The sequence below is a fragment of the Corynebacterium drakensteinense genome, from assembly GCF_041224285.1.
Taxonomy (GTDB): Bacteria; Actinomycetota; Actinomycetes; order Mycobacteriales; family Mycobacteriaceae; genus Corynebacterium.
In genome coordinates this window covers 1-14,585 of record NZ_JAXOFP010000007.1, presented here as the reverse complement: position 1 = coordinate 14,585, position 14,585 = coordinate 1, and the positions used below count along the sequence as shown (strand labels likewise).

Genomic DNA, 14,585 nt, shown 5'->3' with positions numbered 1-14,585 from the left:
TTCCCTCATTTCCCATGCCAGGCACATAGCGCACCGCCCAATAGGTAGAGTGGCCAGCAGTGAAGACTCAATCTAGACCAAAGGATGTTGACTCCTATGACAGCTAACAAGACTGCTTATACTCCCCCGCAAAACAGCCAAGATATCGAGGCTTGCGTCGAAGGTGCAGTAGAGCGCGCAAACGAGTGGCTGAAGGCCACCAAAGGTGAATCTTCGCGTTCCACCGAGCAGCTCGCCGATATGGTGCGCGACCCGGATGGCGTCAGCTTCACCATGGACTTCGTCGACCGCGTCATGCGCCCAGAAGACAACAAGGTAGCTGCAGACGCACTGTCGGACCTCGCGGAATCGCCAGAATTCCTGAGCAAGGTCGACGCCCTGATGGTCGGCGCCGGCGGCTTTTTCGGCCCGATCCTGCCGAACCTGGTGATGCCAGTCGCGCGTCGTCGTATGCGGCAGATGGTCGGCCACTTGGTGCTCGACGCTGAATCCGACGCACTGAACAAGATGCTGGACAACGCCGCCGAGCAGGGCCAAGAGCTGAATCTGAACCTGTTGGGTGAGGCCGTGCTGGGCGACGAAGAAGCGAAATCCCGCTTCGATCGCACCATGGAACTGGTGCGAAACCCACGCGTTACCTACGTTTCGGTGAAGGCGTCCTCGCTGTGTGCCCAGCTGAACCACTGGGACCACGACGGCTCCGTCGAGCGCCTGAAAGACCGCCTGCGTCCGATGTACGAAGAGGCCATCAGCCGCAAGCCGCAGGTCTTTATCAACCTGGACATGGAGGAATACCACGACCTCCACTTGACCATCCGCCTGTTCAAGGAGTTGCTCTCCGAGGATAAGTTCAAAAACCTCGAAGCCGGTATCGTCGTCCAGGCTTATTTGCCAGACGCTTTCGAGGCTATGCAGGAACTCGCAGACTTCGCCGTTGAGCGCGTGAAAAACGGTGGTGCACCGATCAAGGTCCGCATCGTCAAGGGTGCCAACCTTTCTCTCGAGCGCGTGGAATCCGAGGTCCACGGCTGGCCACTGGCCCCTTACCTATCCAAGGCAGAAGTCGACGCCAACTACATCCGTTTGCTGGACTACTTCCTGCGCGAAGAATACGCCGATGCCGTCCGTATCGGTGTTGCTTCCCACAACCTGTTCACCATGGGCTTGGCCGTTGAGCTGGCCGAAAAGCGTGGCGTTTCCCGCCAGATCGACGCCGAAATGCTCGCCGGCATGTCGCCAGCACAGGCCAAGGCCGTCCGCGATGTCGTCGGCCGCCAAATCCTGTACACCCCAGTTGTGCACATGAAGGACTTCGACGTTGCCGTTTCCTACCTGGTGCGTCGTCTGGAAGAAAACGCCGAGTCGCAGAACTTCCTCTACGCCCTGTTCGCTCCAGACGAGGCCAGCGACAAGGGCAAGACCCCAATGCAGGACCAGAAGGAGCGTTTCTACGCTTCGGTTCGCGATCGTTGGAAGACTTTCGCTGGCCAGCGTCGTCAGCAAGACCGCAACAACGAGACTGGCCGCCAAACCCCGAACACCGGCCGTTTCATCAACGAGCCAGACACCGACCCATCCCTGCGCGCTAACCGCGAGTGGGCGCTGGAAGCACTGGCTTCCGATCCAGGCGAGCACGGCGTCAAGTCCGTCACCGAAATCTCCGAGGTCGACGACGCTATTTCCACCGCCGTAGGCCTTGCCGACGACTGGGCAGCCCTATCCGGCGCTGAGCGCTGCGAGGTCCTGAACTCCGTCGGCGATGAGCTGGCGAAAGCCCGCGGCAAGCTGATCTCCGTCGCTGCTTGGGAAGCTGGCAAGGCCGTCGATCAGACGGACCCGGAAATTTCCGAAGCCATCGACTTCGCCACCTACTACGGCCAGCAGGCCATCGCGCTGGATCGCACCCAGTCGGTCTTCACGCCAAACAAGCTGACCGTCGTCGTTCCGCCATGGAACTTCCCAATCGCCATCCCAGTCGGCGGCATCACCGCTGCTCTGGCGGCTGGTTCCGCTGTCATCATTAAGCCAGCTCCACAGGTTGTGCACTGCGCCAAGGTTGCCGTCGACGCCATCCGCGCCGGCCTGGAAGCAGCAGGTCAAAACCCAGACCTCGTCCAGCTCGTCAACGCCGACGAGGGCGAAGCTGGTAAGCACCTGATCTCCCACGAAAAGACCGACGCCGTCGTTTTGACCGGTGCATCCGATACCGGTGCACTGTTCCGTTCCTGGAAGCCGGACATGAACATCTACGCCGAGACTTCCGGCAAGAACGCGATGATCATCACCCCGGCCTGCGACCCAGACCTGGCTGTTGAAGACCTCTACAAGTCCGCCTTCGGCCACTCCGGCCAGAAGTGTTCGGCATCCTCGCTGGCTATCCTGGTCGGTTCCCTGAAGGATTCCGAGCGCGTCAAGAACCAGCTGGTCGACGCCGTCAAGACCCTGAAGCCAGGCTTCGGTACCGACATCTCCGTCACCATGAACGGCCTGGTCGAAAAGCCAACCGAGAAGCTCTACCGTGGCCTGACCTACTTGGAGCCAGGCGAGAAGTGGCTGCTGAAGCCAGAGAAGCTCAACGAAGAAGGCACCCTGTGGTCGCCTGGTATTCGTGACAACGTCCAGCCTGGTTCCTGGTACCACCAGAACGAGTGCTTCGGCCCAGTCTTGGGCATCATGTACGCCGAGACCCTGGAAGAAGCCATCGAGTGGCAAAACTCCACTGGCTATGGCCTGACCGGCGGCATCCACTCGCTGAACGACGACGAAGTCGAGTACTGGATGGACAACGTTGAGGTAGGTAACGCCTACGTCAACCGCGGTATCACCGGCGCTATCGTGCAGCGTCAGTCCTTCGGTGGTTGGAAGAACTCCGTGCTGGGACCTGGCGCGAAGGCTGGTGGACCAAACTACGTCCGTCAGTTCGGTACCTGGTCCGAGGGCAAGCTGGAACACCACAAGGTGGAAATCTCCCCACGGATCACCCGTTTGCTCAAGGATCTGTCCGAGCGCTTGGACTCCCAGCTGTCTGACGACGACATCAACTGGCTGTGGCGCGCTGCCGAGCTGGATGCCAAGAACTGGCACAACGAGTTCGGCCGCTCCAACGACTACACCGGCCTGGTATCGGAGGCCAATATCTTCCGCTACCGCCCATTCTGGGAGCGCCTGCGCGTGCGCGTCGGCAAGGGCTACAAGCCACGCGAGGTTGCACGCCAGATCTTGGCATCCAAGATCACCGGTGTGGAGCTGAACATGTCCGCTACTCGCGAGATCGCTGAAGAGCTGCAGGCCATGGGCTTTGATTGCCAGGTTGCCAACACCAACGAGTTCGCTGCTGAACTCGGCGGTGTGCCATCGACCCGTGTTCGTGCGATCGGTGAGGTGGAGCCGGAAGCCTACCGTGCTGCGGTGAAGTCCGAGTCGGTCATCATCGACTGGGAGGTGCTTGCCGACGGCCGTCGCGAGCTGCTGCCTTACCTGCTGGAGCAGGCACTGTCTGTGACCATGCACCGCTTCGGTATCATCCGCCCAACCGGCCACATCCACCGCTAAATTTCTTTAGCACCACGTTGGCCGGCTAGTCGCCCTGGCCCGGTAACCGCCCTGGCGGCTGCCAACAGCCCCGGTAGTCACCAACCGCAAGTTTTTCTTGCTCGGTGATTACCGGGGTTCGTTCTGTTTTCCCTGGTAGGCTATAGTCATTTTGTGACTAACCACGATGATGCAACCGAGTCCGACAAGCAGAATGCGCAACAGCAAGCAGGGCACGATAGCGGGCAGAATTCCGAACCTGGCTCTACCCGTAACACCCATGACGCCGCCGGCCCGGCCAACCAGATCACGGGCAACGTCGGAGGTGCACCGGCACCAGGGCTGAGTAATATCACCCCTGACCGCAAAACCCCGGTCATCGTCGAGGATGTAGACCGCGCCGTGATTTGGGCCCGCGATGGCAAGACGATGGCGGCCTGGGCCTGGCGCATGATCATCACCATCGCAGCAGTGGCTCTGGCCTTGGTCATCGTGTATTTTGCCTGGCGAGCAATCCTGCCAGCGATTTTGGCGATTCTGGTCACTACCCTGCTGGCACCCGTCGCGAAGCTATTGCGGAGGATCAAGTTCCCAGCCGCGCTGGCATCGTTGACCACCCTGCTGGGTTCGCTCGGCATCGTCGTCGGAATTTTCGCCGCGATGGGCCCGACGATTCGATCTCAAGGCACCGAGCTGGTCAATGAAGCAGATCGTGGCCTGCGCGAACTGATGAAGATGACGGATCGGTTGCCGTTTGAACTGGACGTCAACCAGATTTCAGAATTCTCAGATAGCATCGTAAAATTCCTGCGCAACCAGTCCGGCACGATTGCCTCCGGCTTGCTCTCCGGCGTCTCGGTGGCCAGCACGTTAGTGATCACCATCGTCATTATGTTCGTGCTGACGTTTTTCTTCCTGAAAGATGGTGCAAAATTCTTGCCGTGGCTGCGCCAGTACACCGGGCATGATATCGGCTGGCATGCCACCGAGTTGCTCACCCGCATCTGGAACACCGTGGGTGGTTTCCTGCGCACCCAGGCGGCGGTCTCGTTCGTCGACGCCGTTTTCATCGGCCTCGGGCTGTGGATTTTGAACGTTCCACTGGCGTTTGTGCTGGCGACGATCACGTTCTTCGCTGGTTTCATTCCGATCGTCGGTGCAATCACTGCCGGAACCCTCGCGGTAGCGATCGCATTGATTTCCAATGGTCTGACCAACGCTTTGCTGGTATTGGGTCTGATCATTCTGGTGCAACAGCTGGAAAGCAACGTGTTGCAGCCGGTGCTGCAGTCCCGTTCGATGGGCATGCACGCTGCCGTCGTTCTGCTATCCATCACGCTCGGTTCCGCACTGGCTGGCATTGTCGGTACATTTCTGGCAGTGCCGATCGCCGCAACCGTCTCGGTTATCATGCGCTATCACTCGGAGATGGTGGGACTGCGTGCCGGTGACCTGACCATTGACGACATAGAAATTGCATCAAGCGAAAACGACTCCGACGCGAATTCGTCGTTATCCGCCTTTGAAAAAGTAAAACAATCGCTGACAGAATTGGCATCGCGGGCTGGCAAAGACAACTAACTGCAGCCAACTGAGCTCTAACTACAGTCAACTGAGCTGGAACCGACTAAGCTCCAGCACCATGGTCCACGCTGCATCTCAGTCATCTACCGCCAAGAACAACCGCTCCCGCTTGCCGACGTTCATCTTGGACTGCGATCCCGGCATCGATGATACTTTCGCGCTGTTTTACCTCTCTGCGCTGCATCACGCCGGCGAGATCAACCTGGTGGCAGTGACCACCACCGCGGGCAACACCACGGTAGAAAACACAGCCCGCAATGCCGCCTGGGTGCTCGCGCAATGCGCGCCACAGAACGCTCCGCACAACTACAATTCCGCGCCCACAATCCCCGTCGCCATGGGGCACCCGCGTCCGCTGCAGGTGCCGCTAGAAACCACCCCGGAAACCCACGGCCCGACTGGTTTGGGCTACGCCACCAGCACTTGGCCAGGCAGCGCCAATGAAGCCGACAACGACGACGCTCCCGCCGTGAAATTACACACCCCGTGGCAACAAACGTGGTCTGCTGCCCTGCACGCCCATGACGACGTCCACCTGATCGTCACCGGACCGGCCACGAATGCCGCGATCTTCGCGCAAGAAAACCCCGAGTTGTTCGCGCGTTTCAGTGCAATCACCGTCATGGGAGGTTCGGTCAATTACCCCGGCAATACGACACCGACCGCCGAGTGGAATTTTTGGGTCGACCCGCACGCCGCGCAGTACTTATTCGAAGCGACCACCGTGCCGATCACACTGTGTTCGCTAGAAGTCACCGAGCAAATGTTGCTGGCCCCGGCGCGTCTGCGCGAGCTACAACGCGTAATTTCGGATGCTGCGTGGGCAACGCAGCTAGAAGAGATCAGCCGGTTTTATTTTGAGTTTCACGATAGCGTCGACGAGGGCTACCAGGCACAAATCCATGATCTGCTCACCGCCATGATTGCCGTGGGCACCGTCGATACGATTTCCCAGGCAACACGAGTCACCGTCGAAGCAGATTCTGCGCTATTGCGCGGCACCAGCATCGCTGATCTGAAAAACCATTGGAAGAAACCACCCAACGCGCGGCTGATTCAGCACGCCGATATTCGCGGTGCTTTCGCGGAGCTTGATCGCGCGGCACGACTCTATCGCGCACCAGGGGGTTTAGGGTAATCTTAGCGCCATGAGTCAGCAGAATTACGATTTCAATAAATACTCCCATTACGACGAGGACGGCCTACCTAAGCAGGGATTTTCAGGTAAATTTCAAAAATCTGGTTATTCTTTCGATAACACCGGACAAGACTTCAACCAGTCGAACTACTCCAATTTCTCTGCACAGCACAACTACCCGCAGCAGCAAAACTACGGCTACCAAGGGATGCAACAACATATCCAATACGGCGATCCACAGTTGCCCCCGGGCTATAAGCAAAAATCCATGGTGGCAGCTGCCCTTTTTGCGTTTTTCTTGGGCAGCCTCGGCGCACACAATTTCTACCTGGGCAATACCAAGAAAGCCATCGCGCAGCTTTTAATGTGCATCTTCGGCTACATCACGGCAATCATTTTGGTTGGCTTCTTGATTCTAGGTGCGCTGTATATCTGGGTCATCGTCGAATTCGTGCTCATTCTGGCCCGCAGCGGCGATTACGCCAGCGATAACAATGGCGTACCGCTGAACTAGCTCCACACCGTCGTCAGTTACACTGTTGCAGCAACCAGCCGCTCGTCGGCAAGCATTTTCCGCCACACCCGAGGTGACATAGGGCAAAGGGCGGAAAATATTTATCTCGGTACCTGGTTTATTTATCTCGGTACTGGTTTTCCGCACCTTTACACGTCGTTTTCTAAGGAACTACCCCATGTCACCTGCGAAATCTTCTTCTCAACCGGCACAGCCGACTCAACCGGCTCAGCCTACGCAAACCGCGATTGCACTGCGCTGGCTGGGCGTGGCCGCTATTGCCGCAACCTGGCTGGTCCTGGTCTTTGCCCGCCCGACGGAATGGGAATCCGCCGGGTCTACACCCGCTATGTTCACGATGGCGGGTTATCTGCTGGGCACCGTCTTGCTGCTGATTTCCACGGTGCCGTATATCCCGGCGCGCACCTTGGCGATCATCCCGGTCGCTTTGGTGCTCAACATCGTGGTCGGCCAAGTCATCGGCGCTTCCGGCATCCCGCTGTACTTGGATGCTGTCGGTACGGTGCTCATCGCCGCACTGGCTGGCCCCTATGCGGGCTTGGCGACGGGCGCGCTCACCAACGTCGTCTGGGGTTTGATCGCCCCAGCGGCTCTGCCTTTCGCTGCAGGTTCGGCGGCCGTGGGCTGGCTCAGCGGTGTGGCGATCCACAAGTTTGGTGTGTTCCAGAAGCTGTGGCGCCTGATCGTCTCCGGTGCGCTCATCGGTATCATCTCTGGCGCACTCGCTGCACCGGTCGCTGCGTTCGTTTACGGCGGCACCGCCGGTGTGGGTACTGGTGCGGTGGTCTCGCTATTCCGTGAAATGGGCCAATCCCTGCTGGCATCGGTCACGCTGCAGTCGTTCATCTCCGATCCCCTGGATAAGATTCTGGTCATGCTTATCGTCTGGGCTGCGTGGAAGGCGTTGCCGAAACGCACGCTGCGTCAGTTGTTGCCGCCGCAGCACCGCGCCGAAGCCGAACACAGCTAATATCCAGTGCGCTTCCTGCATCCCCTCACGGTTATCGTTATCGGGGTTTCGGCGTGGGTTGCCGCATTATCGATTTCCTGGCCGTGGCTACATCTCGCAATCATTGTTGTGGGCTGGGCCGCCGGCATCGCGGGATCACGCACCGTAGCAGTCCCGGCAACCTCGATTGCGTTGTCGATCCCCGCGGGCCTATCGATGTTGCTGGTCCACGCCCCGCACGGCGAACACCAGATCGCGCCTTTGCTCACGTCCGACGGTCTGGTCACCGCTGGCGAACTTGCGCTCCGTTTCTGCGCGTTGATGACGTCTCTGCTCGCGGTCATGGCTAACGTGCACATCCCGGATCTACTCAAAGCGCTCCAGCACGCTGGCCTGCACCATTCCGTTGTTTATGTTCTCGGCTCTTCCCTGCAATTGCTCCCGCAAGCCAGTGTGCTGATCCGCGAAGTTTCCACCGCCAATCGGCTAGCCGGACGCAAAGTTGGGTTCACCAACGTCGTCCCACACATGGTCATCCCCCTGATCACTCGCCTGCTCACCCATGGCGCCGACCGCGGCATGATGCTGCAAGGCATGGGCTATGACTCCCCTGGTCGTCGCACCGTGCTCTACCCCGTCCGCGCGCGTCGCTGGGAGATTCTGTTGCGCATCGGTTTTCCCGTACTCACCGTCTGGTTGGTGGTGCTCGCATGGAGCTAGCTACGTTGCACCAGCAAGTAGAGGCCGAAAAGTTCTGTCATTACCTGCTTGCCGACGACCACGACGCCTGGCAAATCGCCCAAGACTACTGCGATTTTTTGCGTGAAACCCCTGGGCTTGCCGACGCCGATACGCCCCGCGTGTTGCTGTTGGGCTATGAGATCGGCTCGGCCGTTTCACACCTGCGCGATACCGTCATCGAAGAGATCGCCCAGCCGCTCGAACAGCAGGGCGTGCCTGCTGAAAAGATGGAACGGCTGTGCCTGGAAATCCTGGAGCAGCTGGGGTTACGCGAGCTCGCCTTCGCCCACCCTGCGCAGTTGTCCGGTGGGCAGACCCGGCGCATGCAGGTTGCGAGTTTCTTGGCTGCTGCCCCGGAGGTGATCGTGGCATGCGAGCCCGGCGCGGGCTTGGACCCGGCTTCGGAGTCTGCGGTACTGAAAGCATTGCGCGATTATGCAGCAAGCGGCAATGGGGTGGTGTTGTGCTTGGATTACGGCGAGACGAGTCCACACGAGTCTGCACCGCCGGGTACGGAGCGTACGGCCGTAGCGCCCGGAGCAATCGTTACCGAATGGAACGACATTCAAGCCGAACGCCGCGCCCCACAGCGTCGCTGGTGGCAATTCGCGAAAAACACCGGTGATGCCCGTGAGTTTTCCAGCCAACCACTCAGTATCACCGCCCGCGCCGGTGCGGTGTGCTGGTTGCGCGGGGAAAACGGTGCCGGAAAAACCACGCTGCTGCGGCAACTCGCTGGCATCACCCCGAAGACCGGCAAGGATATCGACGTGGATACCGGCACGAATGCCCAAGCCGCGTCCAATCCCAAAGCAACGGTCTCGTTGACGCTGCAGGATCCAACCGCACAGGTGCTGGATGCGTCGGCAAGCGAGATGCTGGACGACGAGGGCCTCTGGGAAATCATTAGCCCCGCCCCGGATACCACCGCGAGCGCAGCCCATGGCCACGGCTCTGGCCCGGAAACCCTGAACCCGGATGCGCACCCGCTGGATCTCAGCCCTTCCCAACTGCGCCTGCTGCAAGTGGCGTCGGTCGTTGCGCAGCGTCGGCAAGTAGTTTTGCTTGACGAACCAGATGTGGGTCTCACCCCGGCTGATCGCAGGCGCCTGCACCAGCTGCTACACAATTGTTTGGCAGCCGGTGGCGCGGTGATCATGAACTGCCACGATCCCTCATTGTTGCAGGATGTGGCAACGTACGCGGAGGTTACCGAAGCAAAAATCGCGCGGGCATCCGCCTAAGGCATAGGGTTAGGGCATCCGGCTAAGATATTGGCATGAGCACCCCGTTTAATCAGAATGATGATTCGATCCGGCTATCCGATGCCGACCGCGACCACGCCATGAATGCGTTGGGCCACGCGCTGGCGGAAGGCCGTTTGCAGATCGATGAATTCGACGAACGGTGCACCGCCATCGCCCAGGCGCAGTACCAGCGCGATCTGGATCAGGTATTCGTGGATCTTCCTTTCACCCAAAATCCCGTCGACCCGGTCAGTGCCACTGGCAACATTGGCGCTGGCGTCGAAAAGTATTATTCCGAATCGCAAGTGGCCCGTGCCCGCGAAGCCGGGAAGAAACCACGCCTGGGCACCGCGCTGCTGACCTCACTGGCGGGCATGATCGCGTTTCCGGGGTTTCTAACGCTTGCTCTCGAAGCGGGAAGCACAAGCAACGCGGTGGTGTTCGGCGGGCTGGCGATGCTGACGGTTTTCGTGGTGCCGGCGGTGTGGATCGCGCTGTATATTCTGAAAATCGGGCCAGACTCGTGGCACCGCCCCTCGCCTGCGCAACTGGAGCGGCAGCGTCGCAAAGAATTGCGCGCGGCCGAGGCTGATCGCCGCGCCGAGGAAAAAGAGCTGACTCGCCAGCAATGGGCGGAGCGCCGAGCGCAGGCTGCAGAATTGGGCGGCGATGCTTTCAATGTGGCGCAAAAAGCAGCGCGTGAACAGTTGAACAAATGGAAAAAGCGTTAGCGTTTTTGGCAAGATGGAAGAATGAGTCATCCACGTCACCCTGCCCGCATTTTTGATCAATCCGACAAGATCAAGAATATGGCCTACGCGATCCGTGGCCCCGTCGCGGATCTGGCCGAGCGCATGGAGGCGGACGGCCACCGCATCCTGAAGCTCAACACCGGCAACCCGGCGACCTTTGGTTTTGATGCCCCGGATGTGATCATGCGGGATATGATTTCGGCATTGCCGACCGCCCAGGGTTATTCCACTTCCAAGGGCATTATTCCGGCGCGCCGGGCGATCGTCACCCGCTATGAGCTGGAGGATTTCCCAGCGTTCGATATTGACGATGTCTTTTTGGGCAACGGCGTTTCCGAACTGATCACCATGACCACCCAGGCGCTGCTGAACGACGGCGACGAGGTACTGATCCCGGCCCCGGATTATCCGTTGTGGTCGGCGGCGACCTCCCTGGCTGGTGGCGTTCCGGTGCACTATCTGGGCAATGAGGACGACGGCTGGAACCCGGATATTGAGGATCTGAAGTCCAAGATCACCCCGAAGACCAAAGCGCTGGTGATCATCAACCCGAATAACCCCACCGGTGCGGTCTATTCGCGTGAGGTGTTGCAACAGCTAGTGGATATCGCCCGCGAGCACCAGTTGCTTTTGCTTTCCGACGAGATCTATGACCGGATTCTTTACGACGACGCCACACACATTTCCACCGCGTCCTTGGCACCGGATTTGGTGTGCATTACTTTCAACGGTTTGTCGAAGGCTTACCGTGTGGCCGGTTACCGTGCCGGCTGGATGGTGATCACGGGCCCGAAGCGGAATGCTGCTGGTTTGATCGAAGGCTTGGAGATGCTGGCTGGTACCCGTTTGTGCCCGAATGTGCCAGCGCAACACGCGATCCAGGTGGCACTGGGTGGGCAGCAGTCGATTTACCAGTTGACCGGCCAGGGCGGGCGGTTGTTGAAGCAACGGGATATCGCTTACGAAAAGCTCAGTGAAATCCCGGGGGTATCCGTCGTCAAGCCAAAGGGTGCATTGTATTGCTTCCCGAAGCTGGACCCGAATGTGCACGAAATTCATGACGACGCGAAGCTGATGCTGGATATTTTGAAACAAGAAAAGATTCTGATGGTGCAGGGCACAGGCTTTAACTGGCCGCACCCGGATCACTTCCGCGTGGTCACGCTGCCGTGGGCGTCACAGCTCGAGAATGCGATTGAGCGCTTGGGTAATTTCTTGGCTAGTTATCGGCAGTAGCATGGTTCTTTCGCTTGTCCCGCCAGATCGCTACCGGGAAATTGAGGGCCAGCAAACCGATAAATGAGCCAGCAAAAGCCATCACGGTACCGATACCTTGTTGGCTTGCCGCTCCGAATGATTCCAAATACGCTTCACCGAAAGCAATTCCCGATGACATCGCGAGCGGTGAGAGGAAACCACCCAACAAGGGGATCGCGCACCACATGTTAATCATGATGGAAACTCCCCCTACGCTAAGAATGCACAGCGCAATCTGCCAGTACGGATAGGTTCCCGGAAAAGATCCCGCTCCTTCTAAACCTGGGCTAGCCGACCAGCTTAACCAGGCTGCAGCAAGCACAGGCCCCAAAATGAAACCAGCGAACCAACGGCTCAATAAAAATACGGAAAACGGCCATTTCAGTTGGTCTATGTTATTTCGGTTTTCTACAGAGAAACGGAAAGCAAGATATAACGCCAACAGAGCAACTGCAGTAGGCAAAACAACCGCAAATCCTGCGATATTGATAAATCGTTCTACGTGAAAGTCCATTTTGTCCTCAATCTTTGCTAAAGGTTATCACGCTGAGCAAGATTAACCACCGCGAAATATGACTCACGTGTGTAAATTGGCGTTGCCCGCAAATAGCATAGTAGTTTCACTGGGCGTTACCCTCTATTCTTGGCTTGTTTTTGCGAAACTTCCATATCGAAAGAGGGAGATTGACCACTATTAAAATTAGAGTGCCAACAACAGAAGTGTAAGCCGTTGCTAAACCGCTAATATTGTCGGGCACAGTAGATTCAATAACAACGAACACTGTAGCCATTCCCATCGTAATTCCCAATGGCACAGTTATCCCAGGTACGAGCAAAAGACGGTTCTTAAGATTAAGTATTACCGAGATAATTATTGCAGTCCCAACTAGCCCGAATGCTTGCCAATACGAATATTCACCCGGGGGGCCGATACGGGGCATATTATTTTCTACATACCCAGACCAACTTAACCAAGCAAAAGGTAAAATAAGTCCCACACAATAACCTGGCACCCCAGATTTTAAGACTTTTACAAAGCCTTCCCAATATGAATAGTTTTTCAATTCATCTGAAGGCAACTCTTGAAAGAGTGCATATCCTACAGCGACTCCTACGGACATAGGTAGCAAAAGAAATATACCCGACCAAATCAAGAAAAACTGTAAATTAAAGTTCTCAATATGATCTAGTATAATCGATACCCATCCCAACTTACATGAACTGGACATGCCCATAAACCACACCATCTTCACTCGATAACCCCTGCCCCACCGCAGCGGGAGAAACCACACCACCGAAACACAATACCCCGACAACCACAGCCGAAACCATTCTGCGTCGAAAAACGTTTAACATGGCTCAAACAACTTTCTTCTATTCTAATGATTAAGATCACAGTAAAGCTTTCTATTCAGATAGCAATACCTTTCAACAAAAACAATCAATAAAACCAAAAACAACACCCCCTGACTACCCCCATTATTCACAAGTAGTCTCGCAATTAGGGATGGTTAACAGTGAAAATCCATCTCCCGCGTACCTCTTATACAACCCGTGCGTGTTCACGTGGGTTATCCACCTTATACAGCAGCGCCAGGCCGACGGCCAGGATCGTCGCGATCGCCAGAATGATCGCGATATTGTTGCCGAGCAGTGCCAAGAAAATGCTGATCATCACCGGTGCTAAAAACGACACGCTGCGCCCGGCTGTGGCATACAGGCCAAATAATTCCCCTGCTTTTTCTGGTGGGGCAATTCGCCCAATAAAACCACGCGACGACGCCTGGGCAGGCCCAACGAACAAACAAAGTCCAAGACCAAAAATCCAGAATGCGAGCGTCGGAGTGATCGGTCCACGCTCTTCACTAAAAATGAGCAGCACCACGGCCGTCGCCAAGAGCGCCCAAAGACTCGCACTGATCACGAATTTAGGCCCCAGCCGGTCGTCCAACCAGCCACCCAAAAACGCCCCGAGCGCAGAGATCACGTTTCCCGCGATGCCGAAAATGATGACATTGGCCGAGGAAATGCCGTACAGCGTTGTGCCCAGGATCGCGCCGTAGGCAAAGACTGCAGAAAGGCCATCGCGGTAGATCGCCGAGGACACCAGGAACCAGAAAGTGTTGCGGTCGTCGCGCCACAGTCGAACGATGACTGCGAGCAGGCGTCGGTAAGATTGCGCAATACTGACGTGCTCGATGGTGTTTTTATCTGCAGTTTTTTCTTTGTGGAGCAGCAGCGGGAGCGCGAAAATTAAAAACCAGGCAGCAGAAACCACGGCGACGGCGCGAATATTCAGCGCTTCGTCTTCCCCAATGCCAAAAATGTGCGGCGGCTCGCCCGCGATCAAGCTCAGGTACACCAACATCAACAGCCCAATACCACCCAGGTAACCAAAGCCCCAGCCGATGCCAGAGATCCGCCCCATGTTCCCCTCGCGGGCGATGTCGACGATCATCGCGTTGTAGTTCAGGTTGGCGAATTCGTCGAAAAGCGTCAGGGCAGCCAACAAGCTCACCCCGAGCAGCAGAAATCCTGGTTCTGGCTGCACGAAGAAACACGCCGCCATCAGCCCCACCACCAGCAAGGTGTGCACGATCAGCCACAGCTTGCGCCTGCCGGTTTTATCCGCGCGCTGCCCAATCACCGGGGCGGTCACCGCAATAATGATACCGGCGATAGCGTTAGCGCTGGTCAGCCACTGGGTGCCGCGTTCGTCGGCGCCGAAGACGTCGGAGGCCAGGTAAGTACCGAAGACGAAGGTGACCATCACCGCCGACACCGAGACGTTGCCCCAACTCCAGAGGAACCAGCTGGCAATCATGGATTTGCTGGAGGCGGGGGAGGGGGA

At 57.6% G+C, this 14,585-nt stretch carries 12 protein-coding genes; 9 read left to right on the top strand and 3 right to left on the bottom strand.

Annotated features, from left to right (window positions below):
- The first annotated feature begins 96 nt into the window (after positions 1–96).
- From U1140_RS05365 to U1140_RS05325, 9 genes are all read left to right on the top strand, one after another.
- Positions 97–3,552, top strand: a complete 3,456-nt coding sequence (locus U1140_RS05365; protein ID WP_369846511.1) for a proline dehydrogenase family protein — start codon at positions 97–99, stop codon at positions 3,550–3,552.
- Positions 3,553–3,705: 153 nt separating this feature from the next.
- Positions 3,706–5,112: an AI-2E family transporter gene (locus U1140_RS05360; protein WP_369846510.1), complete on the top strand. Its 1,407-nt coding sequence runs from the start codon at positions 3,706–3,708 to the stop codon at positions 5,110–5,112.
- A 61-nt stretch (positions 5,113–5,173) separates the two neighbouring features.
- Positions 5,174–6,253 carry a nucleoside hydrolase gene (locus U1140_RS05355; RefSeq protein WP_369846509.1) on the top strand — a complete coding sequence of 360 codons (1,080 nt, stop codon included), beginning with the start codon at positions 5,174–5,176 and terminating at the stop codon, positions 6,251–6,253.
- Between the two features lie 10 nt (positions 6,254–6,263).
- Positions 6,264–6,767, top strand: coding sequence for a TM2 domain-containing protein (locus U1140_RS05350; protein WP_369846508.1), 504 nt, complete (start codon positions 6,264–6,266; stop codon positions 6,765–6,767).
- A gap of 178 nt (positions 6,768–6,945) precedes the next feature.
- Complete coding sequence (locus U1140_RS05345; protein WP_369846507.1) at positions 6,946–7,758, top strand: ECF transporter S component; 813 nt, start codon at positions 6,946–6,948, stop codon at positions 7,756–7,758.
- A 6-nt stretch (positions 7,759–7,764) separates the two neighbouring features.
- Complete coding sequence (locus U1140_RS05340; protein WP_369846506.1) at positions 7,765–8,457, top strand: energy-coupling factor transporter transmembrane component T; 693 nt, start codon at positions 7,765–7,767, stop codon at positions 8,455–8,457.
- Positions 8,448–9,722 carry an ATP-binding cassette domain-containing protein gene (locus U1140_RS05335; protein ID WP_369846505.1) on the top strand — a complete coding sequence of 425 codons (1,275 nt, stop codon included), beginning with the start codon at positions 8,448–8,450 and terminating at the stop codon, positions 9,720–9,722. The genes U1140_RS05340 and U1140_RS05335 overlap by 10 nt, the downstream gene beginning before the upstream one ends.
- A 35-nt stretch (positions 9,723–9,757) precedes the next feature.
- Positions 9,758–10,456 carry a DUF1707 SHOCT-like domain-containing protein gene (locus U1140_RS05330; RefSeq protein WP_369846504.1) on the top strand — a complete coding sequence of 233 codons (699 nt, stop codon included), beginning with the start codon at positions 9,758–9,760 and terminating at the stop codon, positions 10,454–10,456.
- Positions 10,457–10,477: 21 nt separating this feature from the next.
- On the top strand, positions 10,478–11,713 hold the full coding sequence (locus U1140_RS05325) for a pyridoxal phosphate-dependent aminotransferase (RefSeq protein WP_369846503.1): 1,236 nt from the start codon (positions 10,478–10,480) through the stop codon (positions 11,711–11,713).
- Here the strand turns inward: U1140_RS05325 and U1140_RS05320 are convergent.
- From U1140_RS05320 to U1140_RS05310, 3 genes are all read right to left on the bottom strand, one after another.
- Positions 11,697–12,248, bottom strand: a complete 552-nt coding sequence (locus tag U1140_RS05320; RefSeq protein WP_369846502.1) for a hypothetical protein — start codon at positions 12,246–12,248, stop codon at positions 11,697–11,699. The two genes, U1140_RS05325 and U1140_RS05320, sit on opposite strands and share 17 nt — an antisense overlap.
- A 106-nt stretch (positions 12,249–12,354) precedes the next feature.
- Positions 12,355–12,969 carry a hypothetical protein gene (locus U1140_RS05315; protein WP_369846501.1) on the bottom strand — a complete coding sequence of 205 codons (615 nt, stop codon included), beginning with the start codon at positions 12,967–12,969 and terminating at the stop codon, positions 12,355–12,357.
- A 308-nt stretch (positions 12,970–13,277) separates the two neighbouring features.
- The coding region (locus U1140_RS05310; protein ID WP_369846500.1) for an MFS transporter at positions 13,278–14,585 on the bottom strand (1,308 nt) is incomplete at its 5' end.

Excerpts from the sequence above, each read along its gene's own strand:
- U1140_RS05365 (WP_369846511.1), top strand. The coding sequence starts at position 97 with ATGACAGCTAACAAGACTGCTTATACTCCCCCGCAAAACAGCCAAGAT.
- U1140_RS05355 (WP_369846509.1), top strand. The coding sequence starts at position 5,174 with ATGGTCCACGCTGCATCTCAGTCATCTACCGCCAAGAACAACCGCTCC.
- U1140_RS05350 (WP_369846508.1), top strand. The coding sequence starts at position 6,264 with ATGAGTCAGCAGAATTACGATTTCAATAAATACTCCCATTACGACGAG.
- U1140_RS05345 (WP_369846507.1), top strand. The coding sequence starts at position 6,946 with ATGTCACCTGCGAAATCTTCTTCTCAACCGGCACAGCCGACTCAACCG.
- U1140_RS05335 (WP_369846505.1), top strand. The coding sequence starts at position 8,448 with ATGGAGCTAGCTACGTTGCACCAGCAAGTAGAGGCCGAAAAGTTCTGT.
- U1140_RS05330 (WP_369846504.1), top strand. The coding sequence starts at position 9,758 with ATGAGCACCCCGTTTAATCAGAATGATGATTCGATCCGGCTATCCGAT.
- U1140_RS05325 (WP_369846503.1), top strand. The coding sequence starts at position 10,478 with ATGAGTCATCCACGTCACCCTGCCCGCATTTTTGATCAATCCGACAAG.
- U1140_RS05320 (WP_369846502.1), bottom strand. The coding sequence starts at position 12,248 with ATGGACTTTCACGTAGAACGATTTATCAATATCGCAGGATTTGCGGTT.
- U1140_RS05315 (WP_369846501.1), bottom strand. The coding sequence starts at position 12,969 with ATGGGCATGTCCAGTTCATGTAAGTTGGGATGGGTATCGATTATACTA.